Here is a 26,344-nt window from a genome sequence, read left to right on the forward strand (position 1 = left end):
TTGGCATCCAGGATGACGACGCGATGGGCGGCCCGGGGCGCGATGGCGCTGGCGGCGGCGATCACCATCCTCGTCTCGGCGCCCTCCCCCGCCCCGGCATCCGAGGGCGAGAAGCCGATCGCGCGCGTCTATCCAAAATTCGCCGATGCCCCGCGCACGCAGGACTGGGCGCAGGCCGACGAGAAGAGCGCCGGCTGCGTCTCCTGCCACACCGCGACCGACCGCAAGACCATGCACCAGACTGAGGCGGTGGTGCTGGGCTGCGTCGACTGCCATGGCGGCGACGCGACCGTCCATGTCGAGGCCGGGCTGGGTGCGAAGGACGCCGCCTATGTCCAGGCGCGCGACAAGGCGCACGTCCTGCCCAAATATCCGGGTGCGTGGCACTGGCCTTCCTCGGCCAATCCGAAGCGCAGCTACACCCTGCTGAACAAGGAAGCGCCCGAATATGTGCGCTTCGTCAATCCGTCCGACTATCGCGTCGCGCGCCAGGCCTGTGGCGCCTGTCACATGGAGATCATCACCGCGGCCGAGCGCTCGCTGATGTCGACCGGTGCGATGCTGTGGGGCGGCGGCGCCTATAATAACGGCATCGTCCCCTATAAGAACTATCTGTTCGGCGAGGCCTATACGGCGAAGGGCGAGGCCGCCCAGATCAAGTCGCCGGGATCGCCCCCCGGCACCGTCACCCCCGAGCAGAAGGCGCGCGGCGCCCTGCCGGTGATGTATCCGCTGCCGACCTGGCATATCCTGCCGCCCGGCGACATCTTCCGCGTGTTCGAGCGCGGCGGCCGCACCATCAACAGCACCTTCGCCGAGATCGGCCTGCCCAACTCGACCGGCAGCATCCAGCGCCTGGAGGAACCGGGCCGTCCGGACCTCAAGCAGTCCAACCGCGGCCCCGGCACCGGCCTGCGCGTCGCCATCCCCGTGCTGAACATCCACAAGACCCGCCTCAACGACCCGTTCATGTGGTTCATGGGCACCAACGACCAGCCCGGCGACTATCGCAATTCGGGCTGCGCCGGCTGCCACGTGGTCTACGCCAACAGCCGCGAGAATGTGCAGAGCCTGATCTACGCGAAATTTGGTCGCGACGGGCAGACCGCTACGATCGATCCGACGATCAAGGACAAGCTGGAGCCCAAGGACGACGGGCATGGCGGCCATGGCGGCGGGCATGCGACCGAGAACCACGGCCCGCCATCGCCCGAGCATGACCGGGCGACCGATCACGGGCCATCCAAGCTGGCCGGGCATCCGGTGGGCGGCATGAAGGAGAAGGGCCACCCGATCCAGCACGCCTTCACCAAGGCGATCCCGACCGCGCAGTGCATGAACTGCCACATGCACCAGCCCAACATCTTCCTGAACAGCTATCTCGGCTACACGATGTGGGACTATGAGTCCGACGCGCCGCTGATGTGGCCGGAGAAGCAGAAGAACCCGACCATGGCCGAGCGCCATGCCGTGCTGGACCGCAACCCCGAAGCGGCCGCCGCGATCGGCAAGTGGGCCGACCTGGATTTCCTGCGCAACGTCTATGACGACGTGAACCCGCAGGCCAAGGACACCCAGTTCGCCGACTATCACGGCCATGGCTGGAACTTCCGCGCGATCTACAAGCGCGACCGCGAGGGCAATCTGCTCGATGCGGCGGGCAACATCGTCTCGCCCGACGACCCCGAGAAATTCCGCAAGAACGGCATGCCCGAGTTCGCCCCGGTCGGCGAACAGAAGGGCAAGGCGGTCCATATGATGGACATCCACGCCGAGAAGGGCCTGCAATGCGCCGACTGCCACTTCGCGCAGGACAGCCATGGCAACGGCCTGATCTATGGCGAGGTCGCCAACGCCGTCGAGATCGGCTGCAAGGACTGCCACGGCACGCCCGACGCCTTCCCGACGCTGCGCACCTCCGGCCCCGCCGCGCCTCCGGGCGGCACCGACCTGTCGCTGCTGCGCAACCAGGACGGCAAGCGCCGCTTCGAATGGACCGTCGACGCCGCCGGCGAACGGGTGCTGATCCAGCGCTCGATCGTCGATCCGAAGATCGAGTGGAAGGTTTCGCTGGTCAAGGAATCGGTCGATCGCGGCTCCGCGCACTTCAACCCGCTCGCCGCCCGCGCCAAGCTGATGGGCAAGGACGGGGTCGAGACCGGCAAGTTTGCCTGGGGCCCGGGCGTCGCGCCCGACGACCGCGCGCACAACATGGACAAGATGGCCTGCTTCACCTGCCACCTGTCCTGGACGACGTCGTGCGGCGGCTGCCACCTGCCGATCGAGGCGAACTGGAAGACCAGCAGCCACAAATATGACGGCATCGAGACGCGCAACTTCGCGACCTACAACCCGCAGGTCGCGCGCGACGAGATGTTCCAGCTCGGCATCCACCAGACCACCAAGGGCAACATCATCGCCCCGATCCGGTCGACCTCCGCGCTGGTGCTATCCTCGACCAACATCAACCGCGAGCGGATCTACATCCAGCAGCCGCCAATCTCCGCCGCCGGCTATTCCAGCCAGGCCTTCGCGCCGCACTTCCCGCACACGGTCCGCAAGACCGAGACCAAGAAGTGCACCGACTGCCACCTGTCGGAGGAGGAGGACAACAACGCGATCATGGCGCAGCTCAACCTGCTGGGCACCAATTTCGTGAACTTCGTGGGCATGAACGCCTGGACGGGCCTGGAGAAGGGCATCGAGGCGATCCGCGTCACCGAGTGGAGCGAGCCGCAGGCGGTGATCGGTTCCTACCTGCACAAATATGCCTATCCCGACTGGTACAACCAGCATCTTGGCCATGGCCGCGAGCTGATCGAGTGGGTCCGCGGCACGCGCTTCGATAAGAATCTGTCGGGCGAGCCGGACTCGCTGGAGGAGTTCGCCAACACCACTCACTCGACCAGCGGTGCTGCCCGCTGCGTGCAGCTGCGCGGCGAATATTTCTTCGTCGCCGAGGGCAAGGGCGGGTTCGAGGTCTATGACGTCGCGTCGATCGCCAATAAGGGCACGTCGCAGCGCATCATCTCCGCGCCCTTCTCGCCGCTCGGCCACAATACCCGGGTGAAGTCGAAGAACGCGACCTGCATGGCGCTGCCGACCAGCCAGAACATCTCGACCGAGCGCAACGACCATATCGTCAAATATTATCCCGAGAACGAAGAGCAGAAGATGGGCGAGATCTATCGCTACGCCTTCGTGACCGACTCGGTGGAAGGGCTGATCGTCGTCAATGTCGAGACGCTGGCCGACGGCGAGCCGCGCAACAACTTCCTGAAGCGCACCGTCACCTGGAACGCGAACAATGTGCTCGCCGGCGCGCGGCACATCACGCTGGGCGGCAATTACGCCTATATCACCGCCAATATCGGCCTGGTCGTCGTCGACATCAGCGATCCCAAGGCGCCGAAGCTGGCGGCGACGGTGCCGCTGCGCGACGCGCGCGCCTCGGCGCTGCAGTTCCGCTATCTGTGGGTGACGACCGCCGACGGCCTGCAGCTGATCGACGTGACCCATCTCGACCGGCCGGTGCTGCGACCGGAGGCGACGCTGCCGATCGCCAATGCCCAGCGCATCTACCTCGCCCGCACCTATGCCTATGTCGCGGCGAAGCAGGACGGCCTGATGATCGTCGACATCACCCGGCCGCTGAAGCCGAAGCTGTACCAGACGGTGACCTTCGACGGGAAGATGAACGATGCCGAGGACGTGATCGTCGGCACGACCAACGCCTCGCTGTTCGCCTATGTCGCGGACGGCCGAAACGGCCTGAAGGTGATCCAGCTCACCTCGCCCGCGAGCCAGCCCAATTTCTACGGCTTCTCGCCCGCGCCCAAGCCCGAGCTGATCGCTTGGGCGAAGACGGCCTCCCCGGCCCTCTCGCTCTCCAAGGGCCTCGACCGCGACCGTGGCGTCGACGAGAGCGGCAACCAGATCGCGATCTTCGGCCGCATCGGCTCCCGCCCGTTCAAGCGCAGCGAGATGGAGAAGCTCTATCTCAACTCGAAGGGCCAGGTGTGGAAGGTCAGCGACACGCCGACCTTCGCGGACTGGGTGCCGGCGAAGCGCTAGGTGTGGAGCCTCAACAGGTTATTCATTGGCTGACGTAGTCGGCTGATGGGCGGTTGTGATTGTAAGCTGCCGTGGGGGCGGTGCCAGTTATAATTATGGAGCCATGGACTGAGGGCGCGTTTGCGGTGCTCGGAGGTTGGATAGGCGCGAGCATATGCCCATTCGCGTAAGCTGGTCTGGATGAAGCGTTCGGCCTTGCCGTTAGTCTTGGGCGTGTAGGGTTTGGTGCGGATGTGCTTGAGGCCGAGTGCTTTGCAGGCGTCGCGGAAGGCGAAGCTTTTGTAGCAGGCGCCGTTGTCGGTCATGACGCGCGAGACAGTGATGCCGAGGCTTTGATAATAGGCGATGGCGGCGAAGAGGAAGGCGGTTGCGCTTTCCTTCTTTTCGTCGGGGAGGATCTGGCTGAAGGCGATGCGCGAGGCATCGTCGATGCAGACGTGGACGAACTCCCAGCCCGCGCCGTAGCGCTCGCCAGCACGGCTGCCGCGAGTGCTGCTCTGCTTTGTCCGATTGCCGGTGATGCGATGGCCGACGCGTTCGAAGCGGCCGAGCTTCTTGATGTCGATGTGGATCAGCTCGCCGGGGTGCGCGCGCTCATAGCGACGGATGGGCTCGGGAGGATCGAGATCGCGCATTCGGCTCAAGCGTGCGTTGCGCAGTATCCGGCTGACAGTGGCTGGCGAGAGCTTCAGCGTGGCGGCGATCTGCTTGCCGCAGAGGCGCTGACGGCGCAGGGCGATGACCTGCTCGATGCGGTCGGCGGGCGTGGCGCGGGGCATGGCGTGTGGGCGCGAGCTGCGGTCGACGAGACCGGCTTCGCCTTCGATCCGATAACGTGCCAGCCACTTGGCTACGGTTCGCTCCGAGACGCCCAGGGCGGTCGCGACCGCCCTGGGCGTCTCGCGCAGAACCATCACGCGCCGGACGATCTCGGCTCGACTGAAGGGCGTGGTTCGGGCATTCTTGTGGATGTTCATCCGGTCGTTCCTCCAGACCTGACGTGTCGCAACATCAGTCTGATCCGGTCACGCCGGATGAACAACCTCCTGAAAGCTCACAGCTAGGCTCTTCGATCCTCCCTATGCACAGCATGGGGAGGGGGACCGTCTGCGAAGCGGATGGTGGAGGGGTCTGCGACACTTCCACGGGCGTTCATTGGGGAAATCGAAGATACCCCTCCACCATCCGCTTCGCGGACGGTCCCCCTCCCCGTCCTTCGGACAGGGAGGATTTTTCGGTCACGCCCGCGGATGGGCGTTGCGGTAGACGTCCATCAGGTGCGCGGCGTCGACGCCGGTATAGACCTGGGTCGACGACAGGCTGGCATGGCCCAGCAGTTCCTGGAGCGAGCGCAGGTCGGCGCCACGACCGAGCAGATGGGTGGCGAAGCTGTGGCGCAGGGCATGGGGGGTGGTGCGCTCCCCCAGGCCAAGGCGGACGCGGGCGGCGCGGACGGCGCGGCGGATCAGTTCGGGGGCGAGCGGGCCGCCGCGTGCGCCCCGGAATAATATCTCGCCCGGCGCCGCGCCATATGGCGACAGCGCGACATACTCCTCGATCGCCGCGCGCACCGGCGGCAGCATCGGCACGATCCGGGTCTTGTTGCGCTTGCCGGTGACCGCCAGCGTGTCGCCAAGCGGCAATATGTCGCCGGTCAGCGCCATCGCCTCGCCGATCCGCAGGCCGGCGCCGTAGAGCAGCAGCAGCACCGCGACATCGCGGGCCGCGATCCAGGGTTCGGCGGCGCTTTCGGCCGCGTCCTCGGCCATGGCGGCGATATCATCGGGCGCCACCGGGCGCGGCACGCCCTTCTTGATGCGCGGCCCCTTGAGCTTGACCGGCTTCGCCCCGCCCTGCTGTTCGGACACGAAATCGAGGAAGTTGCGCACGGCCGACAATTCGCGCGCCGTCGAGATATTGGCCAGCCCCTCGCCGCGCCGCTCGGCCAGATAGGCGCGCAGATCGCCGCGATCCACCGCCGCCAGCACGGCCCCGTCCACCAGCCCGCCGCGATGCCGCCCCAGGAAGGCGATCAGTCGGTAAGCCGTGGCCTGATAGGCGCGAACGGTGTGATCGGACCGGCGCCGGTCGCGGCGCAGATGATCGGCCCACGCCGTCGCGAGATCGCGGGCGGGATGGTCCTGAAGCGTTAGGGGAGCAGCCACCGCCCGATCATGCGCGAAAGCATCGCGCCGAGGAAGCCCAGCAGTTCGGATCCGGCGCGGGTATCGAAACCCGCCGCGCGCCGCTGGCCGAGCGCGAGGACGCCGCCGGGCAAGGGCGGCTCGTTCGTCAGGCGGATCAGCGCCTCGGCGCGAATCAGATCGGAAGCGGGCCCGAATAGCGGATGGCCGCGCTCGACGCCACGCATCACCACGCCGTTGATGTCCTGGATCGACCGCTCGATGATCCGCCGCTCGACGAATTGCATGCCCGACGCATCGGCGCGCAGCCCCTGTTCGCCGACGAACAGGGCGACCGAGACGGCATCGAGCCCGAGCAGATCGGGCCAGAGCTGGGTGACGATATGGACGAGATGATCGAGGCCGTCCGCCTCGACCGCCGCCAACACCGCCTGATGGATCGACGAGACCGCGCCCGAATGGCCGCGCGCGAAGGCGATGAGGTCCTGGTTGGCCTCCTCCACCTCGGCCATCCGCCGCTGGAGCCTGGCCATCGCGCCGCCTTCGAAGTCGATCACGGTTCCCATGCGAGGCAGTGTACGCCTCAATGGTTAACAGGCAATTGGTTTTAGCCCTCATACGCCGGGCGCCGTGCATCCGCACGGCTTGGCTATCCTCGCAATAAGCTCGGGCGGCCGTTCGGCCTTGCGGGACGCTCCGCGTCCCGACGCTTATCTCATTGCCGCAACCAGGAAGGCTCGAAGAGGCAAGCGCGTGCGGCGCATCCGAGCGATAGCGAGGGAAGTCAACTCCGCGGATGCCCACGCCGGCGTTTGAAGCCGAACAATCAATGCCCAGCCTTCTGCTGCTCCCAACCCCTGAATTTCTGGCGCAGGCAGCCGCTGGCGCCCCAGGGGCCGGAAGTGGAGCAACTGCCGATGCCGCCTTCCCCGCCCTCCAGCAGCCGGTGCCGCTCCCGCGAGACGCCGTCGACCTCCTCCTGATGGAAGTCGAATCCGCTGGGCCGCATCGCCTGCGGGATACGGTAGCGTTCGGATGCCCCGCTGCGCCGGCAGACGACAATCTCGCCGGCCCGGCCGCGCGGGCAGCCGCTCGCCGCCTCGATCGCCTTGCCGAGCGGCATCGCCGCCGCCTCGGCCATCAGCAGCAGGGCGATGGGGATCAGAGGATGCTTTGCCCGGTCTTGGCCCAGTCCGCCATGAAGCCCTGGATGCCCTTCTCGGTCAGCGGATGGTTGAACAGCGCGCGGATCACCGAAGGCGGCGCGGTCATCACGTCGGCGCCGATCTTGGCCGATTCGAGGATGTGGACCGGGTGGCGGACGCTGGCGACGAGGATCTCGGTGCCGAAGTCGTAATTGTCGTAGATCTGGCGGATGTCGGCGATCAGCGCCATGCCGTCGAAACCGATATCGTCATGCCGGCCGACGAAAGGCGAGATGAAGCTCGCGCCCGCCTTGCCGGCCAGCAGCGCCTGGTTCGCCGAGAAGCAGAGCGTGACGTTGACCATCGTGCCGTCGTCGGTCAGCGCCTTGCAAGTCTTGAGGCCGTCGATCGTCAGCGGCACCTTGATGCAGACATTGTCGGCGATCTTGCGGAGGATCTCGGCTTCCTTCATCATCGTCTCATGGTCGAGCGCGACCACCTCGGCCGAGACCGGGCCGGGCACGATCCTGCAGATCTCGGCGATCACCTCGAGGAACTGGCGGCCCGACTTGGCGATCAGCGACGGATTGGTGGTGACGCCGTCGAGCAGGCCGGTCGCGGCCATTTCGGCGATCTCGGCGGTATCGGCGGTGTCGACGAAGAATTTCATGGAAATGCGCCCCTCGGCTAAGGATATTTGATCCCGCCTATAACGGCGGTCATTGCTTCCGCCTAGCTGCGTTGGCGGTTCCGGCGCGCAGGCTTGGCTTGCCGCCGTCCGGTCCCTAAGCACGACCCGATGGCCCGTGCCCATGTCCTCCTGCTGAACCCCGCGCTGGGTCCGCTCGACTACCGCGCCGACCGCGAGCATGCGGTTGAACCGGGCAGCATCGTGCTGGCGCCGCTCGGCCCCCGCCAGATGGTCGGCGTGGTGTGGGAGGAGGAGACGCTTCCTTCGGCCGATCAGGTCGGCGACAATCGGCTGCGACCGCTGCTCGGCGTCTATGACGTGCCGCCGATCGCCGCTCCGCTGCGCCGGCTGATCGAATGGACCTCGGACTATTATCTGGCGCCGCCCGCCGCGGTGCTGCGCATGGCCCTGCCCTCGTCGAGCGCGCTGGACGGCGCCCGGACGATCATCGAATATCGCGCCACCGGCGAGCGGCCCGGCCGGATGACTCCACAGCGCGAACAGGCGCTCGATCGGATCGGCCAGCGCCAGGGGCTGATCCGCGAACTGGCGACGATCGCCGATGTCTCCGAGGGGGTGATCCGGGGACTCGTCAAATCAGGAGCGATCGAAGCGGTGACGGTGTCGATCGATACGCCCTGGACGCCGCCCGATCCCGATCATCATCACAATGAACTGTCCGACGAACAGACATTGGCCGCAGGCATACTGTCCGATGCGGTGGCGGCGCGAGATTTCCGGCCCTTCCTGCTCGACGGCGTCACCGGATCGGGCAAGACCGAAGTCTATTTCGAGGCGATCGCCGAAGCGCTGCGGCTGGGCCGCCAGACGCTGATCCTGCTGCCCGAGATCGCGCTGACCGAGCCTTTCCTGAAGCGGTTCGAAGCACGGTTCGGCCAGCTGCCGGTGGTATGGCACAGCGAGCTGCGCCAGTCGCAGCGGCGGCGGGCGTGGCGCGGCATCGTCCATGGCGAGGCGAAGGTGGTGGTGGGCGCGCGATCGGCGCTGTTCCTGCCCTATCGCGACCTGGGCCTGATCATCGTCGACGAGGCGCACGAGACCAGCTTCAAGCAGGAAGACGGCGTCCTCTACCATGCCCGCGACGTGGCGGTGATGCGCGCCAAGCTGGAAGAGATTCCGATCGTCCTCGCCTCGGCCACCCCGGCGATCGAGACGCGCCAGCAGGCTGCGATCGGGCGCTACACCGAACTCAAGCTGACATCGCGCCACGGCAGCGCCGAGATGCCGGAAATCGAGGCGATCGACCTGCTCGCCGATCCGCCGCCGCGCGGCCGCTGGATCGCGCCGCCGCTGGTGAAGGCGATCGAGGAGCGGCTGGAGAAGAAGGAGCAGAGCCTGCTGTTCCTCAACCGGCGGGGCTATGCGCCGCTGACCTTGTGCCGGACGTGCGGCCACCGCTTCCAATGCCCGAACTGCACCGCCTGGATGGTAGAGCATCGGCTGCTGAGCCGGCTGCAATGCCACCATTGCGGGCACAGCATGCCGCCGCCGGCCGAATGCCCCGAGTGCAAGGACGAGGACAGCCTGGTCGCCTGCGGCCCCGGCGTCGAGCGGATCGCCGACGAGGTGGCGGCGCTGTTCCCCGACGCGCGGGTGGCGATCGCGACATCCGACACGCTCTCCACGCCCGCCCGCGCGGCCGAGTTCGTCGAGCGGATGGAGGCGGGCGACATCGACGTGGTGGTCGGCACCCAGCTCGTCACCAAGGGCTATCATTTTCCCGAACTGACGCTGGTCGGCGTGATCGATGCCGATCTGGGCCTGTCTGGTGGCGACCTGCGCGCGGCCGAGCGCAGCTTCCAGCAGATCGCCCAGGTGGCCGGGCGCGCGGGGCGCGGCACCAAGCCTGGCCATGTCTATATCCAGACCCACAGCCCCAAGGCGCCGGTGATCCAGGCGCTGCTGTCGGGCGACACGCAGAGCTTCTACGCGGCGGAGACCGAGGCGCGGCGGATGGCCGAGGCGCCGCCCTTCGGCCGCTATGCCGCGATCATCATATCATCCGAGAAGCTGGAGGAGGCCGCGAGCACCGCCCGGCTGATCGGCCGCACCGCGCCGAATGTGGAGGGCATGCACGTCTATGGCCCCGCCCCGGCCCCGCTCGCCATGCTGCGCGGGCGGCACCGGCAGCGGCTGCTGGTCCATGCGCGCCGTTCGCTCGACGTGCAGCAGGTGATCCGGGAGTGGCTGGGGCCGCTGGAATGGCCGCGCGGAGTGCGCGTGGCGGTGGACGTCGATCCGTATAGCTTTCTTTGAACAAACCACGTCACCCCAGCGAAGGCTGGGGTCCATGTCTTTCTCCAATCCAGATGCCATCTGAGAAGGCAACAGACATGGATTCCTGCCTTCGCAGGAATGACGTGGATAAGGCAAGGAAGCCGCTTGAAGTTAACCCGGCCAGATGCTGAAACCCCGGTCATGAGGGCGCCGCACATCAGATCGATTCTGTCTTTCCTCGCGCTGGCCTTCATCGCCTTCGCCGTCGCGGACCCCGCCCTCGCCTCCACCGCCGGCCCGGCGCAGACCGCCGCGCTCGACCGGGCGATGAGCACCATATCGGGCGACGGCCGCCCGCTGTCGCTGTCGCTCCAGATCCTCGTCCTGATGAGCCTGTTGACGGTGCTGCCGTCGCTGGTGCTGATGATGACGAGCTTCACCCGGATCATCATCGTGCTGTCGCTGCTGCGGCAGGCGCTGGGGCTCCAGCAGACCCCGCCCAACCAGGTGCTGGTCGGCCTTGCGATGTTCCTGTCGCTGTTCGTGATGCGGCCCTCCATCGACCAGATCAACGCCACCGCCTTCAAGCCCTATGGCGCGGGCCAGATCACGATGGAGGAAGCTGTGACGCGCAGCGGGGCGGTGCTGCACCGCTTCATGGTGCTCCAGACCCGCCAGACCGACCTCAAGCTGTTCGCCGACCTTGCCAAGGCACCGAAATTCGCCCGCGCGCAGGACATCCCCTTCTCGATCCTGCTGCCCGCCTATGTGACGAGCGAGCTGAAGACCGCCTTCCAGATCGGCTTCCTGATCTTCCTGCCCTTCCTCGTCATAGACCTTGTGGTGGCCTCCACGCTGATGTCGCTGGGCATGATGATGCTGTCGCCAGCGATCATATCCATGCCGTTCAAGCTGTTGCTGTTCGTTCTTGTCGATGGATGGGCGCTGACCATGGGGTCGCTCGCGGCGAGCTTCGCGACATGAGGGCGCTCTCCGTCAGCGTCGCCTCGGCGGAGGCCGGGGCCGCAAGAGGGAAGCGGTCCGCTGGAACCCGGGGCGGCCCCGGCCTCCGCCGGAGCGACCGACTGGCAGCGGTCCATGGATAATTCCCCCGAATATTTCATCGGCGTGGCCCAGCAGGCGATGTGGATTTTGGCGCTCGCCTCCGCGCCGATCCTGATCCCGGCGCTGGTCGCGGGCATCATCTTGGGCATGATCCAGGCGGCGACGTCGATCAACGAACAGACGTTGAGCTTCGTCCCCAAGCTGATCATCGTCGGCATCGCGCTGGCGATCTTCGGCAGCGCGATCATGGCGCTGCTCGGCGATTTCACCCGCGATATCTTCCAGGTCTATATCCCGGAGATGCTGCGGTGATCCCGCAGGGCCTGGCGGGGCTGGAGACCCAGCTCTGGCTCTGGATGATCGCGATGATCCGGCCGGGCGCCGCCTTCATCGCCGCGCCGGTCTTCGGCGCGCCGCAGGTGCCGATGCAGCTGCGCGCGGTGGTGGCGCTGGCGATCGGCATACCCGCGCTGGCCAACACGCCCTTCGTGCTGCCGATCGGCGGGGTCGTCACCATCGAAGGCTTCCTGCTTGTCGCGGGCGAGGTGCTGGCCGGGCTGGCGCTGGGCTTCGCGGTGCAGATCGGCTTTTCCGCCGCGCTCGTCGCGGGCGAGGTGATCGGCAATGCGATGGGCCTCGGCTTCGCGGGGATGATGGACCCGGCGACCGGCGCGCCCTCCCCCGCCGTCAGCCAATATCTCTCGCTATTGGCGACCTTCCTGTTCCTGGCGACCGGCGGCCACCTGCAGCTCGCGGCGATCATCGTCGAGAGCTATCGCGCGCTGCCACCGGGCGAAGCGTGGATGGGGGCCAAGAGCATCCAGGGCCTCGCGCTGTTCGGCGGGGACCTGTTCGCGGCCGGGCTGGCGATCGCGCTGCCGGTGGGCTTCGCGATCATCCTGGTGCAGCTCGTCATGGCGATGCTGGCGCGATCGGCGCCGCAGATGAACATCTTCTCGGTTGGTCTGCCCGCCACCTTGATGGCCGGACTGGTCCTGCTGGCGATCGCGGCCCCGGTGATGGCCGACGGAATCATGGCCGCTATCCAGCGCGGGCTGGCCGAGGCGCGGCTGCTGGCAGCGGGGAGATAGGCCTTGGCCGAGGGTCCCGAGGACGACGAAAAGACCGAAGCCCCGACGGCCAAGCGCCGGCAGGATGCCGAGGAGAAGGGCGACGTCCTCCAGTCCAAGGAACTGGGCACCGCGCTGGTGATGCTGGTCGGCGCCGGCTGGATCGCGGTCGCCGGCCCCTGGGCGATGGCCGCGCTCAAGCAGATGCTGTCCAATGCGTTGTCCTTCGATTCCAGCGCGATCGAGCGCTTCGATCCGATGGCGGCGATCCTGTCGATGGTGGCGACGGTGGCGTTGCCGGTCGCGCTGCTGTTCCTGCTGACCTTCATCGCGGCGATCGCCGCGCCGGCGATGCTGGGATCGCTGGGCTTTCGCTGGTCGGCGGTCGGCTTCAAGCCGAACAAGCTGAACCCCGCCGCCGGCCTGAAGCGGATGTTCGGCATGCAGGGCCTGATCGAACTGGGCAAGGCACTGCTCAAGATCGTGGCGCTGGGCGCGATCGGCTACTGGCTGCTGATGGACCAGATCGGCTCGATCGTCACCCTGGGCCAGCAGGACCTGAAGAGCGCGCTCGACACCCTAGGCGGGACCTTCACCTTCGCGGTGCTGGTGATGACGCTGGCGCTGGCGCTGGTCGCGGGTGTCGACGTTCCCGCGCAGATGTTCCAGCGGACCAAGCGGCTGCGCATGTCGAAGCAGGAGATCAAGGAGGAGTCGAAGCAGACCGAAGGATCACCCGAGCTGAAGGGCGCGATCCGGCAGAAGCAGATGGAGGCTTCGAAGCGTTCGGTTCGCAAGGCGGTGGTCGATTCCACGGTGATCCTCACCAACCCGACCCATTTCGCGGTCGCGCTGCGCTATCGCCCCGGATATGACGTCGCGCCCGTGGTGCTCGCCCGTGGCCGGGGCGCCACCGCCGATGCGATCCGCGAGCTGGCCGGCGAGAATGCGGTGCCGATGCTGCAATATCCGCAGCTGGCCCGTGCGATCTACTACACCAGCAAATCCGGGCAGATGATCCGCGAGGACCTGTTCATCGCGGTCGCCGCCATCCTGGCCTTCGTCTTCAACCTCGACCGGGCGATGGCCGAAGGGATCGTGCAGCCCGACGTGACTGTGCCGACCGACGCGCGGTTCGACGAAGAAGGGCGGAAAAATCCCTGAAGATCCTCCCTATGCGAAGCATGGGGAGGGGGACCGCGGCCGAGGGCCGTGGTGGAGGGGTCTGCAACCTCTCGAACAGCGATCGGCTCAATCTCTCGAAAACCCCTCCACCATCCGCTTCGCGGACGGTCCCCCTCCCCGTCCTTCGGACAGGGAGGATCCGAAGCGGAAACATGGTTAGCGGCCGTTAGGAAATTAAAAGGACTTAAGCTGCTAAACACCCACCGGAATGCGCCGTTACCGGCAGCAGCGAGGTGTGCAGTTTACCATGGTTACGTCGGTCGGTTCTTCCATTCTCACCGCGCTCGGTGCCTCCAGCATCGACACCTCCTCGCTCGTCGACCAACTCGCCACCGCGAGCAGCGCCAGCAAGCAGAAGGCGCTCACCACCCGCGAGGAGAGCAACACCGCCAAGATCTCCGATCTCGGCAAGGCGGTGAGCTCGATCACCGCCTTTTCCAGCTCGCTGTCGTCGCTGATCTCGGGCGGGTCGCTCTATACGCAGCCGACCAGCTCGAACAGCGGGATCGCCAATGTCAGCGCACTGGCCGGTGCCCGGCTCAACGGCCTCGCCGCGACGATCAAGGTCAACAAGCTCGCCGCCGCCCAGACGATGACGGCCGCCCCGCTGAGCGGCCCCGCCGCGGCGGCAGGGATCGGCACGCTCAGCCTGACCGTCGGCAGCCAGAGCAAGACGATCACCATCACCTCCGCCAACAACACGCTGGCAGGCCTCGCCCAGGCGATCAAGGATTCGGGGCTTGGCGTCACCGCCAGCATCGTCACCGATTCGTCCGGCGCGCGGCTGGTGGTGAAGGGTGCCACCGGCGAAGCGAACGCCTTCTCGCTGGCGATGACCAGCGGCAATCCGGGCGAACTCGACCGCTTTACATATGATCCCAACAGCTATGATCCGCAGAACGTCACCGGCCTGACCCTGCAGCAGGAGGCCGAGGACGCCGAACTGCTGGTCGACGGCGTGACCGTGAAGAAGGCGACCAACAGCTTCAGCGACGTGATCGAGGGGGTGAAGATCGACCTCGTCTCCGCCGCGCCCGGCACAACCGTGACGATCGGATCAAGCCAGCCCGTCGATGCCATCAAGCAGGCGGTGAGCGATTTCGTCGCCGCCTTCAACGAGATGAAGAGCACGCTGACGGCGATGACGGGCACCACCGGATCGCTGCGCAGCGACTCCGGCATCCGCGCGCTGGCGCAGAGGCTGGGCGCGCTGACCTCCACCAAGCTGACCTTTGCCGCCGACGGCGCGCCGACCACGCTGGCCGAGATCGGCGTATCGACTAACCGTGACGGCACGCTGAGCCTCGACAGCGCCCGGCTGTCGACGGTGATGGCCAGCAACCCTAATGCGGTCGAGGCGATGTTCAACCCCGGCCAGAGCAGCGACAATCCGCTGATCAAGATCACTAATGCGATCGGCAAGGTGAAGGGCGGCACCTATACCGTCACCAACGCCGTGCCCGGCACCAGCGGGACCGCCGCCTCCGCGCAGCTCGACGGAGCCTATACGCTGCCCAATGGCGCGACCGGGGTGCAGGCCTCCTTCACCTCACCGGCGGCCGGCCTGTCCTTCGACATTCTCGGCCCCGTGGCGAGCGCGAAGATCACGATCGACCTCGGCCTTCAGGGCGCGCTCGACGCGATCAAGAGCGAACTCACCGCCTCGGCCGGCCAGCTTACCGCTTCACAGACGCGCCTCGACAACGAGAAGAAGTCGATCGCCGACGAGAAGGAGAAGCTCAACACCCGCGACACGGCCTATCGCGCCCAGCTGACCGCGCAGTTCACGCGGATGCAGGGCGCGCTCGCCGCCTACAGCTCGACCCAGAACTACCTCTCCCAACAGGTCAAGCTGTGGACCAACGACAGCGGCAACTGATTCCAATCCCCGCGAACAAGAGGGCTGATCCAAGATGTTCATGAGTAACGGTTATGGCAGCGCGCCGGGCGGCGCGAAATTCCGCTACCAGACGGTCGACGTCGCCGCGCGCGTCGAAGGGGCGACCCCGCACCGGCTGGTCGGCATCCTGTTCGAGGAGCTGATGAAGGCGCTGGAGATCATGGCCGCCGCGCAGCGCGCCAACAACAGCGTCAAGGCGATCGACAAGCAGGCGCGCGCATCGAACATCCTGCTCGCGCTCGAGACCAGCCTGGACTTCCGCAACGGCGGCGAGATCGCGCTCAACCTGTCCAGGGTCTATCGCGAATGCCGGCGCCTCGTCCTCAGCGGGGGACGCGACGGCAAGCCCGAGCTGGTCGACCAGGCGCGTTCTCATCTTGCAGGGATTGTCGAAGCCTGGGAAGCGATCGGCTGATCTTAGCGATCTGTTAACGCTGACGGTTGCATGATGCAGGCCGATCAGGAGACGACCATGGCCTTGTTCAAGCATAAGCCCGCCGCCGACGCCGCGCCGTTCAAGGAACGCCGCGTCCGGGGCAAGGTCGTCGCCTTCTCGCCCGAGATCGTCGCCGAGCATGTCCCCTCTCCCGCGCACGCGCTGCAGCAGCTGCTGGCCGATCGCGCCAGCACCGATGGCTTCATCGCCGATGCCGCCGAACGCCGCCGGGCGCTGTTCCGCTTCGTCGGCCTGACCCTGCTGCTGTGGGGCGGCAGCGCCGCCGCGCTCATTTCGGCGATGGTGCTGGCGGGGTAATTCTTCTTATTACCGTCATTCCTGCGAAGGCAGGAATCCATGTCTGTTGCCTTCTCAGATGGCACCTTTGTGGATAGAGACATGGACCCCAGCCTTCGCTGGGGTGACGATTTAAGGCTATTCTTCTAATTTGGCGCCATCGAGCAGCTTGGCTGCGCGATCCTTCTCGATCCGATCGCGATCCTTCTCCGCCTTGGTCCGGCCGAATTTCGCGCGGTTCGCCTGCGCCGTAGATTGCGCCTCGACCCGCGCCTTCGCCTTCCTGGCCTTGTTGAAATTGACCACGTCGCCCATCGCTCCACCCTGCCCCGCGCCCGAGGGTGACGCAATCCTTCCGATGGGCTAAGGCGCCGCGATGAACGACGACGCCCTTCGCGCCTGGATCGAGACGAAGCTCGGCCACACACCCCGCGATATCGCCCTGTTCCGGCGCGCGCTGACCCATGGCAGCTACGGCCCGGATCATTATGAGCGGCTCGAATTCCTGGGAGACCGGGTGCTCGGACTGGTGGCCGGCGCCTGGCTCTACGAGATTTTCCCGAGCGAGCCCGAGGGCAATCTGTCGCGCCGGCTCAACGCGATCGTCAGCCGCGAGACCTGTGGCGAGATCGGCCGCGAGATCGAAGTCGCGACCCATCTGCGCCTCGGCAAGCAGGCCCGCGACGACGGCGCGGTCAACAGCGACAATGTGCTGGGCGACGCGGTGGAGGCGCTGATCGGCGCGCTCTACCTGGAAGGCGGGGTCGAGGCGGCGCAGGCCTTCGTTCGCCGTGCCTGGGCCGATCGGGCCAGCAGCCAGGCGCAGGCGCCGAAGCATCCCAAGTCGAGCCTGCAGGAATGGGCCGCCGCCAATCGCTGCAAGCCGCCGGTCTATACCATGGGCAATCGCAGCGGGCCGCACCACGCGCCCCGCTTCACCGTCACGGTCGAGATACCGGGCCGCGCCGAGGCGAGCGCCGAGGGCAGCTCGAAGCAGGAAGCCGAAACCGCCGCCGCCAAGGCGCTGCTGGAGAAACTGGCATGAGCGAGCGTTGCGGTTTCGTTGCCGTCGTCGGCGCGCCCAATGCGGGCAAATCGACCCTCGTCAATGCGCTGGTCGGCCAGAAGGTGGCGATCGTCAGCCCCAAGGCGCAGACCACGCGCACCCGGCTGATCGGCGTGGCGATCGACGGCGAGCGGCAGATATTGCTGGTCGACACCCCCGGCATCTTCGCGCCCAAGCGCCGGCTCGACCGGGCGATGGTCGCCGCCGCGTGGAGCGGCGCGCAGGATGCCGACCTGATCGCGCTGGTGATCGACGCCAAGACCGGCGTCACCCACCGCATCGCCGAACTGCTCGACACGCTGGCGGCGCGGCGCGAGGCCAAGATCGTCATCCTCAACAAGGTCGACATCTGCTCGAAGGAGAGCCTGCTCGAACTGGCGGTGAAGCTGAACGAGAAGCTGAGCCCCGAGGCGATCTTCATGGTCTCCGCCGCGACCGGCGACGGGGTTTCCGACCTCCTGCACGCGCTGGGCGACCGGATGCCCGAAGGCCCCTGGCATTTCCCGGCGGAACAGGTGTCCGATGCGACCGACCGGATGCTCGCCGCCGAGGTGACGCGTGAGCAGCTGTTCCTCCAGCTCCATGCCGAGCTGCCCTATGACTCGGCGGTGGAGACCGAGAAATATGAGGAGCGCAAGGACGGATCGGTCGCGATCCACCAACAGATACTGGTCGCGCGCGACAGCCAGAAGGCGATCGTGCTGGGCAAGCGCGGCACGCGGCTCAAGGAAATCGGCTCGCGCTCACGCGAGGAGCTGGAGAAGCTGCTGGAGCGCAAGGTCCACCTGTTCCTGCACGTCAAGGTCGCGGAGAAATGGGGCGAGGATCGCGGGCTTTATCGCGAGATCGGGCTCGACTGGGTGGACTGAGGGGGCGGCATCATTTCGACGTCACCCTGAACTTGTTTCAGGGTCTACTCCGCCACCCGCACCGATGCTCCCGTGGATGGGTGGATGCTGAAACAAGTTCAGCATGACGATCCCGTATTCAGCCTATTTCAGCTTGTTGATCTGTTCCTGCATCGCGGCGAGCTGGGCCTTGAGCGCGTCGACCTCGTTGCGCGGCGCGGCTTCGGCTGTCTCTTCCTTCGCCGGGGCGGCGGCACCACCGCGCGGGGGCTTGAAGGCACTGGCCGCCGCTTCGAACATTTCCATGTTGCGCTTGGCGATCTCGGCGAAGGGACCGCCGGCGAAGGCGCCCTCCATGGCCTGACGGAACTGGGTCTGGTTGCGGCGGAACGCGTCCATCGACGCTTCCAGATATTGCGGCACCATCGACTGCATCGAATCGCCGTAAAGCGAGATGAGCTGGCGAAGGAAGCTCACCGGCAGCATCGTCTGCCCGCGATTCTCCTCCTCCATGATGATCTGGGTGAGGACATTATGGGTGATGTCCTCCTCCGTCTTGGCGTCGATCACCTTGAAGTCGCGGCCCTCGCGCGTCATCGCGGCGAGGTGGTCCAGGGTGATGTAGCTTGACGTTTCGGTATTATAGAGCCGGCGATTGGCGTATTTCTTGATGATGACCGTACCCGAGCCGTCCGATGATTTCGCCATGTCACCCCACCTACCCACGAGTAAGGACCGCAGCATAGCACCAAATCTTTCCGCGCCGCAACACAGACCGCGCCCGCTGCCCCTGTTCCTCGAAATGCTGCGCAACGAAACCGCGGGAGACCCCGCCCGGATGCGCGCGGCGCTGGCCGGCCTGAAGGCCTATCAGGGCGCGCCCCGGCCGCCACGGCGGGCCGAGATGCCGGTGCTGGCGCGGATCGGGCGGGTGACGCTGCGGCGCTACGGGGCGGGCGGCCGGCCGGTTCTGTTCGTGCCATCCCTGATCAACGGCTCGGAGATTCTCGACCTCTCGATCGAGAATTCGATGATGTGCGGGCTCGCCGCGCGGGGGCTGGATCCGGTGCTGCTGGACTGGGGCAGCCCGGCCCCGGAGGAGCGGGACACCGATGTCGGCGGGCATGTCGAGTCCTATATCCTTCCCGCGCTCGATGCGGTCGGCGGGGATGCGGTGCTGGCCGGCTATTGCCTGGGCGGGACGATGAGCATAGCCGCCGCGACGCTGCGCCCGCCCAAGGCGCTGATCCTTGTTGCGGCACCATGGGATTTCGCCGGCTTTTCTTCGCAGACGCGGAACGATCTGCTCGCCTTATGGCGCGCTGCGGAACCGCTGGCCGACCGGCTGGGCCTGCTGCCCGCCGAAGTGCTGCAGCAGATTTTCTGGCGGATCGATCCGGCCCGCACCATCGCGAAGTTCGAGCATTTCGCCGGAAAGGACCCAACCAGCACCGAGGGGCAGAATTACGTCGCGGTGGAAGACTGGGCCAATGACGGCCCGCCCATGCCCGTTGCCGCCGGCCGCGAGCTGATGGAGCATCTGATGGCGGGAAACCGCTCCGGCGCCCTGGACTGGAAGGTCGGCGGCAGGATCGTCGACCCGGGCGGCCTCTCCATCCCGACCCTCAACATCCTGTCCACGACGGACCGGATCACCCCCGCCGCGAGCGCCTGGGCCGGCGGCGAACGCATAGCCCTGGCCGAAGGGCATGTCGGCATGGTGGTCGGCCGCCGCGCGCCGGGCTCGCTCTGGAACCATATCTCCACATGGCTTTCGCAACTGCGAGACTCCTGATAGGCCAGCGCCGCAAAACACAGGCGAGTCGGCGATCGGCCCTCGGGGGTGATCGTTCGCAACCGCGAAAATCGAGGCAGGAGCGATCATGAGCGACATCGTTATCACCGGCGCCAAGCGTACCGCCGTAGGCAGCTTTCTCGGGTCCTTCGCGTCGACCCCGGCGCATGAACTGGGCCGCATCGCGATCGAGGCCGCGCTCGCCCAGGCCGGAGTGGATGCGGCCGAGGTGCAGGAAGCCGTGCTCGGCCAGGTGCTGACCGCCGGCCAGGGCCAGAACCCGGCCCGCCAGGCGGCGATGAACGCCGGCATCCCCAAGGAGGCGACCGCCTTCGGCATCAACCAGGTCTGCGGATCGGGCCTGCGCGCCGTCGCCCTCGCCGCCCAGTCGATCCGGTGCGGCGACGCACGGGTCGTCGTGGCGGGCGGCCAGGAGAATATGTCGATGTCCACCCACGCGCAGAATCTGCGCGGCGGCACCAAGATGGGCAACGCCACCCTGCTCGACACGATGATCGTCGATGGCCTGACCGATGTGTTCAACGGCTATCATATGGGCATCACCGCCGAGAACCTGGCCGAGAAATACCAGATCAGCCGCGCCGACCAGGACGGCTTCGCGGTCGCCAGCCAGAACAAGGCCGAAGCCGCGCAGAAGGCCGGCCGGTTCAAGGACGAGATCGCCGGCGTGACGCTGAAGACACGCAAGGGCGAGACGCTGGTCGATGCCGACGAATATATCCGCGCCGGCGCCACGATCGACGCGATGGCCGGCCTGAAGCCCGCCTTCAAGAAGGACGGCACCGTCACCGCCGCCAATGCCAGCGGGATCAACGACGGCGCGGCCGCGCTGGTGCTGATGTCGGCCGCCGACGCGGCGCAGCGCGGCGCCCCGGTGCTGGGCCGCATCGCCGGCTGGGCGACCTGCGGCGTCGATCCGTCGATCATGGGCATCGGCCCGGCCCCGGCGAGCAGGCTGGCGCTGGAGAAGGCAGGCTGGAAGATCGCGGACCTTGACCTGATCGAAGCGAACGAGGCGTTCGCCGCCCAGGCGCTGGCGGTGGGCAAGGAGCTCGGCTGGAACCCCGACATCGTCAACGTCAATGGCGGCGCGATCGCGATCGGCCATCCGATCGGCGCTTCGGGCGCCCGCGTGCTGACCACGCTGCTCTATGAGATGGGCCGCCGCGACGCGAAGAAGGGGCTGGTAACGCTGTGCATCGGTGGCGGCATGGGCATCGCCATGTGCATCGAGCGGTAGAGCCTTTCACGATCCGATTGCATCGGCTCGTGGACTCTACCTTGTCGTTTTACCGCGATTTCCGAGTCGGCAGGTGTTTCCATCTGCCTAGAAATCGCTCTAGGCGGATCGCCCTTTAACCCATCCTCAATCAATCGGCGGTCTAATAGGCCGATTGAGTCAATCGAGGGATGGTCATGAGCGACATCGCCGGGGAAGCCTCCGGACTGCCGGGCAAGCGTTCGCGCAAGCGCGACAGCCTGTTGCTCATGGGCACGATCAAGGCGGCGGGCGACTATGTCCGCGAAACCCAGCCGATCCGCATCCGCAACCTATCCTCCACCGGCCTGATGGCGGTTTCCAGTGCCGAATATGATCTCGGCGCGATCGTCGAGATCGGCATCAAGGGAATCGGCCTCGTCGCGGGTGAGGTCGTGTGGGTGCGCGACGGCAAGATGGGGATCACCTTCCAGGAGACAATCGATCCGCTGCGCGCGCGCCGACAGGTCGCGCCGGGCGATGACGAGCATCTCCGCAAGATCGTCGACATCGGACGAATCCGCAGGCCCGGATTGAAGATCGACTGAGATCTTTCAGGCGCGCAGCCCCGTTCCCTCCGGGCGGTGCCCTGAACGCAATCGGAGGTGCTGGGTCCAGGGAAAAGCCCGACAAACGTCATCGGCGGAAGCGCGTAGCGCTTCCACCTCAAACGATCAGGCTTTGGGGGACTTCAAAGGCGCGCGAGCGCTTCCTTGATCTTCAGCTTCTGCTTCTTCAATTGGCTGATCAGCATCATGTCAGGTGCTGGTCGGCGGTTCTCGACCTCGATCCGGGCTTCGATGCCGGCATGCTTGGCGAGCATTGCGGACGAATGGGTAGTCGACATTGAGTCTGTCTCCTTTCACTCCGACTGGGTCGACCAATAGATCATGATTCGCACCGCCTGTCTCGCTCAAAAACATGGTTGAGCGGAAGTTGGGCACGATTGGCCGTGACGCATTGGAAACAGGCGGGAAAGGCCTTTGACGGGCTTGAGCGCGGAGGGTCTCTGCCGCTAGCATCACCCCATCTGGACCGGATGCGGAGCGAGTCGTTGGACAGCGAGGTGATAGCGCGACGAATCGAACTTCTGCGTCAGGAACATGGCGATCTGGAAGCCGCGATCGAAGCACTCCAGAGCGCGCCTGCCATCGACCAGTTGCAGATCGCGCGGATCAAGAAGCGGAAGCTGCGCCTCAAGGACGAGATTTCGATGCTCGAAGACATGCTGATCCCCGACATCATCGCGTGATTTGTTTGCCCTCAAGCACCGGGCGGCCAGCATCCGCTGGCTATGGCTTTCGTCGCATAGCAACAAGGCACCCGTCACCCTGAACTTGTTTCAGGGTCCACTCCACGGCCCGCTCCCACACGCTCCCGTGGACGAGTGGATGCTGAAACAGGTTCAGCATGACGGCGAAAATTGACGCTTCTGGACCTTCCGGACGTCAACTGATGTCACGCCCGTGTCGCGAGGATCGGTACCCGGCTGCCGAGGCCCAAACAAAAACGCGAGGAACCTACTCCTCGCGACTCACCTTCTCGTTCCGCTCGTGGCGCTCCTGCGCCTCGAGGGTCATGGTGGCGATCGGGCGGGCTTCGAGGCGGCCCAGCGAGATCGGCTCGCCGGTCACTTCGCAATAGCCATATTCGCCTTCCTCGATCCGTCGCAGCGCCGCGTCGATCTTCGAGATAAGCTTGCGCTGGCGATCACGGGTGCGCAGTTCGATCGACCAATCGGTTTCGCTCGATGCGCGATCGGTGAGATCGGGTTCGCGGAGCGAGTCGATCTGGAGCTGCTGGAGGGTGCCAGCCGATTCCTTGAGGATCGCTTCCTTCCAGTCGAGCAGCTTGGCCCTGAAATAGGCAAGCTGCCTATCGTTCATGAAAGGTTCGTCAGGCGAGGGCCTGTATCCTTCGTCGAGATCCACTGCAGACACGTTACCGGCCCTCGACCATAAAAACGCCACTCAGCGACGATGCCATCCGACTCTCCGCCTTGCCCTCGAGCCCCTTCCGCCGGCCCATTGGCCTGGCCGGGGATCGGCCCGCGGCGGCCTATAGACAGCGAAGCGCCCGCGCACAAGCGGCGAGGCTGTGCGCGGGCGCAGAAACTTGGGGATTATTGGGGGTATAAACCCAAACGATCCAATTTATCCGGCCGGCGGAGAGCTCGCCTTGGCCGCGGCCTCCAATTGCGCCTGGGTCATACCGATCACGGCGCCGTTGGGCCCCTGGACGATCGCGCTCTTCGGAAGCTTGGCCTTGACGTTGGGCGTCGCCACGGTGACGAGATCACCCTCGATCGCCTCGATCGTTCCCACGGCACCGCCATTCTGATCGCTGATCGCGATCCCGGGCGCTAGCGAGGCAAGGAACTTCTCCTGCTGGGATGCCGAGGCGCCCTTGGCCGCGGCCTCAAGCTCCGCCTTGGTCATGCCGATCGCGAAGCCGTTGTCGGTCTTGGCGAAGGACTTGACCGGGATGCTGGCCTTGATCGACCCGGTATCCACCACGGCGACGTCGCCGTTGACCGAAGCGATCGTGCCGACCGCGCCGCCCTTCGCGTCGGTCACCGCCGCGCCCGCCGTCACGTTCACGGCAGCAGCCGGGGCGGCTGCGGGCGCGGTTTCCTGGGCTGGCGCGATGGCCGGCACCGCAGCGGCCGAAAGCAGGGCAGTGGCAAGAAAAGCAGCTCGTAAACTCACATCGATACTCCTTGGCTGACGGGTTTGACCAAAGGACGCCCGGAACCGCCACGCTGTTCCACTCTTTTTCGGCCAGTCGCGCCGATCGCGGGGCGAAACGACCATCGTTTCGGCGCCACCCGTGCAACCCCTGCCCGGCTCGATGGTTGGCGGGCGGTTGCGTGCGGAAGGCATCGAGGCCATAGGGCGGCGATGCACGATATCCGCCTGATCCGCGACGATCCGTCCGCCTTCGATGCCGCCCTTGCCCGCCGTGGCGGCGAGCCTGCGTCCGCGAACCTGCTGGCGCTGGATGAGCGGCGCCGCGCGATCGCGACCGAATTGCAGGCCGCGCAGGCCCGCCGCAACGAAGCCTCCAAGGCGATCGGCCAGGCCAAGGCGCAGAAGGATGAGGCGACCGCATCGGCGCTGATGGCCGAGGTCGCGGCGCTCAAGGAGAAGATGCCCGCGCTCGAAACCGAGGGCGGCGAGATCGATGCCGCGCTGGAGGCGGCGCTGGCGGCGATCCCCAACCTGCCCGGCGACGACGTGCCCGATGGCGCCGACGAGGACGGCAATGTCGAGCAGCATCGCTGGGGGACCCCGCCCGCCCTCGCCTTCGAGGCGCGCGAGCATGCCGATTTCGCGGGGCCGCTGGGCCTGGATTTCGAAAGCGCCGCCGCGATATCGGGCGCGCGCTTCGCGATCCTGAAGGGCGGCATTGCCCGGCTCCAGCGTGCGCTGGGCGCCTTCATGCTCGACCGCCAGACCGCGGCGGGGTTCACCGAGGTGGTGCCGCCGCTGCTGGTACGCGACGAAGCGGTGTTCGGCACCGGCCAGCTCCCGAAGTTCGCCGAGGACCTGTTCCGCACCACCGACGGCCGCTGGCTGATCCCGACGGCCGAGGTGAGCCTGACCAACATGGTCCGCGAGCAGATATTGGCCGAGGCCGAGCTGCCGATGAAGCTGACCGCGCTGACGCCCTGTTTCCGGTCCGAGGCCGGAGCCGCCGGCCGCGACACGCGCGGGCTCATCCGCCAGCACCAGTTCGACAAGGTCGAGCTGGTCGCGATCACCACGCCCGAGCAGTCGGCCGAGGTCCATGAGGCGATGACCAAGGCCGCGGAGGCGATATTGGAAGCGCTGAACCTGCCCTATCGCCGGGTCCTGCTCTGCACCGGCGATATGGGCTTCTCCGCCCGCAAGACCTACGACCTCGAAGTCTGGCTGCCCGGACAGGACCGCTATCGCGAGATCAGCAGCGTTTCCAACTGCGGCGATTTCCAGGCGCGGCGGATGAACGCGCGCTATCGCCCTGCCGGCGAGCAGAAGGGCACCCGCTTCGTCCACACCCTTAACGGTTCGGGCCTGGCGGTCGGCCGCACGCTGGTCGCGGTGCTGGAGAATTACCAGCAGGCGGACGGGTCGGTGCGCGTCCCCGAGGCGCTAATCCCCTATATGGGCGGTGTGACGGAACTGCGCCCGGCATGAGAATCCTGCTGACCAATGACGACGGCGTGAACGCGCCGGGGCTCGCCGTGCTGGAGCGGATCGCGCGCAAGCTGTCCGACGATGTGACCATCGTCGCGCCCTCCAGCGAGAAATCGGGCGCGGGCCGCTCGCTCACCCTCACCCAGCCCCTGCGGCTGCACCAGCGTGGCGAGAAACGCTACGCGGTCGCGGGCACGCCCACCGATTCGGTGATGATGGCCCTGTCGCTCGTCATGAAGGGCGGCCCGCCGGACCTGATCCTCTCAGGCGTCAACCGTGGCGCCAATCTGGGCGAGGACGTCAGCTATTCGGGGACCGTATCGGCGGCGATGGAAGGCGCGCTGGCCGGCATCCGCTCGATCGCGCTGAGCCAGATCTACGCCAAGTCCGGCGCCGGCCCCAATGTCAGCTTCGCCGCGGCCGAGGCGTGGGGTGAACGGGTGCTCCGCCCCCTGATCGAGGCACCCTGGCAGCCCCGCACCCTGTTCAACATCAACTTTCCAGCGCGCGACCCCGATCAGGTTCTGGGCATCCGCGTCGTGCCGCAGGGCCTGCGCGACTATGGCCAGACCGAGATCATCCAGCGCACCGATCCGCGCGGCTTCGACTATTACTGGCTGAAGCTGGCGGGCATGCCGCACACCCCCGCCCACAGTACCGATCTGGAAGCCGCCGCCGATGGCTGGGTGACGGTGACGCCGCTCCACTGCGACATGACCAACCATGGCGCGCTGGCGGCGGCGACGGAGCTGTACCGCTAGATCCAGCCGATATATCCGCCCGACATGTCCTCCTCGTCATTCCCGCGCAGGCGGGAATCCATAATCTCCGAACCGCAAGAGGTTCGGACTCAAGAGAATATGGATTCCCGCCTGCGCGGGAATGACGATCAAGGGAGCCACCGCAGATATCCGGCAAGGTAGCCACAGCGGG

At 66.4% G+C, this 26,344-nt stretch carries 27 protein-coding genes; 17 read left to right on the forward strand and 10 right to left on the reverse strand.

Annotation, left to right across the window (positions count from 1 at the left end):
* The first annotated feature begins 42 nt into the window (after positions 1-42).
* On the forward strand, positions 43-4,074 hold the full coding sequence (locus CMV14_RS14075) for an LVIVD repeat-containing protein (RefSeq protein ID WP_066969897.1): 4,032 nt from the start codon (positions 43-45) through the stop codon (positions 4,072-4,074).
* Here the strand turns inward: CMV14_RS14075 and CMV14_RS14080 are convergent.
* The 5 genes from CMV14_RS14080 to fsa form a co-directional block, all read right to left on the reverse strand.
* Positions 4,071-5,051, reverse strand: coding sequence for an IS481 family transposase (locus CMV14_RS14080; protein WP_096367656.1), 981 nt, complete (start codon positions 5,049-5,051; stop codon positions 4,071-4,073). The genes CMV14_RS14075 and CMV14_RS14080 overlap by 4 nt on opposite strands.
* Before the next feature lie 261 nt (positions 5,052-5,312).
* The gene (locus CMV14_RS14085) at positions 5,313-6,239 is read right to left on the reverse strand and encodes a tyrosine recombinase XerC (RefSeq protein ID WP_066967188.1); all 927 of its coding nucleotides are present in this window, start codon (positions 6,237-6,239) and stop codon (positions 5,313-5,315) included.
* Positions 6,224-6,784 (reverse strand): DUF484 family protein, encoded by a 561-nt coding sequence (locus CMV14_RS14090; protein WP_066967191.1) that lies wholly within the window; start codon positions 6,782-6,784, stop codon positions 6,224-6,226. Before CMV14_RS14090 ends, CMV14_RS14085 begins: the two co-directional genes overlap by 16 nt.
* A gap of 260 nt (positions 6,785-7,044) precedes the next feature.
* Complete coding sequence (locus CMV14_RS14095; protein WP_066967365.1) at positions 7,045-7,341, reverse strand: hypothetical protein; 297 nt, start codon at positions 7,339-7,341, stop codon at positions 7,045-7,047.
* Between the two features lie 38 nt (positions 7,342-7,379).
* Positions 7,380-8,033 carry a fructose-6-phosphate aldolase gene (fsa, locus tag CMV14_RS14100; protein ID WP_066967194.1) on the reverse strand — a complete coding sequence of 218 codons (654 nt, stop codon included), beginning with the start codon at positions 8,031-8,033 and terminating at the stop codon, positions 7,380-7,382.
* Between the two features lie 129 nt (positions 8,034-8,162).
* Between fsa and CMV14_RS14105 the strand changes: the two genes are divergently transcribed.
* The 8 genes from CMV14_RS14105 to CMV14_RS14140 all read left to right on the forward strand — a co-directional run bounded on the left by CMV14_RS14105 (position 8,163) and on the right by CMV14_RS14140 (position 16,266).
* Positions 8,163-10,331: a primosomal protein N' gene (locus tag CMV14_RS14105; RefSeq protein WP_066967196.1), complete on the forward strand. Its 2,169-nt coding sequence runs from the start codon at positions 8,163-8,165 to the stop codon at positions 10,329-10,331.
* 99 nt (positions 10,332-10,430) lie between these two features.
* The gene (fliP, locus tag CMV14_RS14110) at positions 10,431-11,276 is read left to right on the forward strand and encodes a flagellar type III secretion system pore protein FliP (RefSeq protein ID WP_066967200.1); all 846 of its coding nucleotides are present in this window, start codon (positions 10,431-10,433) and stop codon (positions 11,274-11,276) included.
* A 114-nt stretch (positions 11,277-11,390) separates the two neighbouring features.
* Positions 11,391-11,669, forward strand: coding sequence for a flagellar biosynthetic protein FliQ (locus CMV14_RS14115; protein ID WP_066967203.1), 279 nt, complete (start codon positions 11,391-11,393; stop codon positions 11,667-11,669).
* Positions 11,666-12,448, forward strand: coding sequence for a flagellar biosynthetic protein FliR (fliR, locus tag CMV14_RS14120; RefSeq protein ID WP_066967205.1), 783 nt, complete (start codon positions 11,666-11,668; stop codon positions 12,446-12,448). The genes CMV14_RS14115 and fliR overlap by 4 nt, the downstream gene beginning before the upstream one ends.
* A gap of 3 nt (positions 12,449-12,451) precedes the next feature.
* A complete protein-coding gene (locus CMV14_RS14125; protein ID WP_066967208.1) occupies positions 12,452-13,591 on the forward strand; it encodes a flagellar type III secretion system protein FlhB in 1,140 nt (379 codons plus the stop codon).
* A 268-nt stretch (positions 13,592-13,859) separates the two neighbouring features.
* Positions 13,860-15,491 carry a flagellar filament capping protein FliD gene (fliD, locus tag CMV14_RS14130; protein ID WP_066967211.1) on the forward strand — a complete coding sequence of 544 codons (1,632 nt, stop codon included), beginning with the start codon at positions 13,860-13,862 and terminating at the stop codon, positions 15,489-15,491.
* Positions 15,492-15,531: 40 nt separating this feature from the next.
* A complete protein-coding gene (locus CMV14_RS14135; RefSeq protein ID WP_238147041.1) occupies positions 15,532-15,927 on the forward strand; it encodes a flagellar export chaperone FliS in 396 nt (131 codons plus the stop codon).
* Between the two features lie 57 nt (positions 15,928-15,984).
* Positions 15,985-16,266 carry a hypothetical protein gene (locus tag CMV14_RS14140; protein ID WP_066967371.1) on the forward strand — a complete coding sequence of 94 codons (282 nt, stop codon included), beginning with the start codon at positions 15,985-15,987 and terminating at the stop codon, positions 16,264-16,266.
* A 117-nt stretch (positions 16,267-16,383) separates the two neighbouring features.
* Here the strand turns inward: CMV14_RS14140 and CMV14_RS14145 are convergent, their stop codons facing one another.
* Complete coding sequence (locus CMV14_RS14145) at positions 16,384-16,560, reverse strand: DUF4169 family protein (protein WP_066967217.1); 177 nt, start codon at positions 16,558-16,560, stop codon at positions 16,384-16,386.
* A 61-nt stretch (positions 16,561-16,621) separates the two neighbouring features.
* Here CMV14_RS14145 and rnc point away from each other — a divergent pair, with 61 nt between their 5' ends.
* Both rnc and era read left to right on the forward strand, forming a co-directional pair.
* The gene (rnc, locus tag CMV14_RS14150) at positions 16,622-17,290 is read left to right on the forward strand and encodes a ribonuclease III (RefSeq protein WP_066967220.1); all 669 of its coding nucleotides are present in this window, start codon (positions 16,622-16,624) and stop codon (positions 17,288-17,290) included.
* Positions 17,287-18,180 (forward strand): GTPase Era, encoded by an 894-nt coding sequence (gene era / locus CMV14_RS14155; protein WP_066967223.1) that lies wholly within the window; start codon positions 17,287-17,289, stop codon positions 18,178-18,180. Before rnc ends, era begins: the two co-directional genes overlap by 4 nt.
* A 123-nt stretch (positions 18,181-18,303) precedes the next feature.
* Here era and phaR read toward each other — a convergent pair whose 3' ends face one another.
* The gene (gene phaR, locus CMV14_RS14160) at positions 18,304-18,867 is read right to left on the reverse strand and encodes a polyhydroxyalkanoate synthesis repressor PhaR (RefSeq protein ID WP_066967226.1); all 564 of its coding nucleotides are present in this window, start codon (positions 18,865-18,867) and stop codon (positions 18,304-18,306) included.
* A gap of 94 nt (positions 18,868-18,961) precedes the next feature.
* On the opposite strand from phaR, the gene CMV14_RS14165 reads away from it, so the two are divergent.
* The 3 genes from CMV14_RS14165 (at position 18,962) to CMV14_RS14175 (ending at position 21,781) form a co-directional block, all read left to right on the forward strand.
* The gene (locus tag CMV14_RS14165) at positions 18,962-19,954 is read left to right on the forward strand and encodes a polyhydroxyalkanoate synthase family protein (protein WP_238147042.1); all 993 of its coding nucleotides are present in this window, start codon (positions 18,962-18,964) and stop codon (positions 19,952-19,954) included.
* A gap of 88 nt (positions 19,955-20,042) precedes the next feature.
* Positions 20,043-21,215 (forward strand): acetyl-CoA C-acetyltransferase, encoded by a 1,173-nt coding sequence (locus tag CMV14_RS14170; protein WP_066967229.1) that lies wholly within the window; start codon positions 20,043-20,045, stop codon positions 21,213-21,215.
* Between the two features lie 176 nt (positions 21,216-21,391).
* Positions 21,392-21,781 carry a PilZ domain-containing protein gene (locus CMV14_RS14175; protein ID WP_066967378.1) on the forward strand — a complete coding sequence of 130 codons (390 nt, stop codon included), beginning with the start codon at positions 21,392-21,394 and terminating at the stop codon, positions 21,779-21,781.
* Positions 21,782-21,924: 143 nt separating this feature from the next.
* On the opposite strand, the gene CMV14_RS14180 is transcribed toward CMV14_RS14175, so the two are convergent.
* A complete protein-coding gene (locus CMV14_RS14180) occupies positions 21,925-22,080 on the reverse strand; it encodes a DUF465 domain-containing protein (RefSeq protein WP_083216019.1) in 156 nt (51 codons plus the stop codon).
* Between the two features lie 207 nt (positions 22,081-22,287).
* Between CMV14_RS14180 and CMV14_RS14185 the strand changes: the two genes are divergently transcribed.
* The gene (locus CMV14_RS14185; RefSeq protein WP_066967380.1) at positions 22,288-22,485 is read left to right on the forward strand and encodes a YdcH family protein; all 198 of its coding nucleotides are present in this window, start codon (positions 22,288-22,290) and stop codon (positions 22,483-22,485) included.
* A 268-nt stretch (positions 22,486-22,753) separates the two neighbouring features.
* Here CMV14_RS14185 and dksA read toward each other — a convergent pair whose 3' ends face one another.
* Both dksA and CMV14_RS14195 read right to left on the reverse strand, forming a co-directional pair.
* Entirely contained in the window at positions 22,754-23,119 is a 366-nt protein-coding gene (gene dksA, locus CMV14_RS14190) for an RNA polymerase-binding protein DksA (RefSeq protein WP_238147043.1), read from the reverse strand.
* Positions 23,120-23,386: 267 nt separating this feature from the next.
* Positions 23,387-23,941, reverse strand: coding sequence for a preprotein translocase subunit YajC (locus CMV14_RS14195; protein ID WP_066967235.1), 555 nt, complete (start codon positions 23,939-23,941; stop codon positions 23,387-23,389).
* Positions 23,942-24,133: 192 nt separating this feature from the next.
* On the opposite strand from CMV14_RS14195, the gene serS reads away from it, so the two are divergent.
* Both serS and surE read left to right on the forward strand, forming a co-directional pair.
* Positions 24,134-25,411: a serine--tRNA ligase gene (serS, locus tag CMV14_RS14200; protein ID WP_066967237.1), complete on the forward strand. Its 1,278-nt coding sequence runs from the start codon at positions 24,134-24,136 to the stop codon at positions 25,409-25,411.
* A complete protein-coding gene (gene surE / locus CMV14_RS14205) occupies positions 25,408-26,172 on the forward strand; it encodes a 5'/3'-nucleotidase SurE (RefSeq protein ID WP_066967241.1) in 765 nt (254 codons plus the stop codon). The genes serS and surE overlap by 4 nt, the downstream gene beginning before the upstream one ends.
* Positions 26,173-26,344: the final 172 nt, after the last annotated feature.

This window comes from Rhizorhabdus dicambivorans, from assembly GCF_002355275.1.
Classification (GTDB): Bacteria; Pseudomonadota; Alphaproteobacteria; order Sphingomonadales; family Sphingomonadaceae; genus Rhizorhabdus; species Rhizorhabdus dicambivorans.

What these genes read in the sequence shown, in the direction of transcription:
- phaR (WP_066967226.1), bottom strand. Translation starts at nt 18,867, where the DNA reads ATGGCGAAATCATCGGACGGCTCGGGTACGGTCATCATCAAGAAATAC.
- fliD (WP_066967211.1), top strand. Translation starts at nt 13,860, where the DNA reads ATGGTTACGTCGGTCGGTTCTTCCATTCTCACCGCGCTCGGTGCCTCC.
- CMV14_RS14075 (WP_066969897.1), top strand. Translation starts at nt 43, where the DNA reads ATGGCGCTGGCGGCGGCGATCACCATCCTCGTCTCGGCGCCCTCCCCC.
- CMV14_RS14145 (WP_066967217.1), bottom strand. Translation starts at nt 16,560, where the DNA reads ATGGGCGACGTGGTCAATTTCAACAAGGCCAGGAAGGCGAAGGCGCGG.
- surE (WP_066967241.1), top strand. Translation starts at nt 25,408, where the DNA reads ATGAGAATCCTGCTGACCAATGACGACGGCGTGAACGCGCCGGGGCTC.
- CMV14_RS14180 (WP_083216019.1), bottom strand. Translation starts at nt 22,080, where the DNA reads ATGTCGACTACCCATTCGTCCGCAATGCTCGCCAAGCATGCCGGCATC.
- CMV14_RS14170 (WP_066967229.1), top strand. Translation starts at nt 20,043, where the DNA reads ATGAGCGACATCGTTATCACCGGCGCCAAGCGTACCGCCGTAGGCAGC.
- CMV14_RS14165 (WP_238147042.1), top strand. Translation starts at nt 18,962, where the DNA reads ATGCTGCGCAACGAAACCGCGGGAGACCCCGCCCGGATGCGCGCGGCG.
- CMV14_RS14095 (WP_066967365.1), bottom strand. Translation starts at nt 7,341, where the DNA reads ATGCCGCTCGGCAAGGCGATCGAGGCGGCGAGCGGCTGCCCGCGCGGC.
- CMV14_RS14115 (WP_066967203.1), top strand. Translation starts at nt 11,391, where the DNA reads ATGGATAATTCCCCCGAATATTTCATCGGCGTGGCCCAGCAGGCGATG.
- CMV14_RS14135 (WP_238147041.1), top strand. Translation starts at nt 15,532, where the DNA reads ATGAGTAACGGTTATGGCAGCGCGCCGGGCGGCGCGAAATTCCGCTAC.
- CMV14_RS14175 (WP_066967378.1), top strand. Translation starts at nt 21,392, where the DNA reads ATGAGCGACATCGCCGGGGAAGCCTCCGGACTGCCGGGCAAGCGTTCG.
- CMV14_RS14105 (WP_066967196.1), top strand. Translation starts at nt 8,163, where the DNA reads ATGGCCCGTGCCCATGTCCTCCTGCTGAACCCCGCGCTGGGTCCGCTC.
- rnc (WP_066967220.1), top strand. Translation starts at nt 16,622, where the DNA reads ATGAACGACGACGCCCTTCGCGCCTGGATCGAGACGAAGCTCGGCCAC.
- fliP (WP_066967200.1), top strand. Translation starts at nt 10,431, where the DNA reads ATGACGTGGATAAGGCAAGGAAGCCGCTTGAAGTTAACCCGGCCAGAT.
- fsa (WP_066967194.1), bottom strand. Translation starts at nt 8,033, where the DNA reads ATGAAATTCTTCGTCGACACCGCCGATACCGCCGAGATCGCCGAAATG.
- CMV14_RS14090 (WP_066967191.1), bottom strand. Translation starts at nt 6,784, where the DNA reads ATGGGAACCGTGATCGACTTCGAAGGCGGCGCGATGGCCAGGCTCCAG.
- CMV14_RS14140 (WP_066967371.1), top strand. Translation starts at nt 15,985, where the DNA reads ATGGCCTTGTTCAAGCATAAGCCCGCCGCCGACGCCGCGCCGTTCAAG.
- CMV14_RS14080 (WP_096367656.1), bottom strand. Translation starts at nt 5,051, where the DNA reads ATGAACATCCACAAGAATGCCCGAACCACGCCCTTCAGTCGAGCCGAG.
- era (WP_066967223.1), top strand. Translation starts at nt 17,287, where the DNA reads ATGAGCGAGCGTTGCGGTTTCGTTGCCGTCGTCGGCGCGCCCAATGCG.
- serS (WP_066967237.1), top strand. Translation starts at nt 24,134, where the DNA reads ATGCACGATATCCGCCTGATCCGCGACGATCCGTCCGCCTTCGATGCC.
- dksA (WP_238147043.1), bottom strand. Translation starts at nt 23,119, where the DNA reads ATGAACGATAGGCAGCTTGCCTATTTCAGGGCCAAGCTGCTCGACTGG.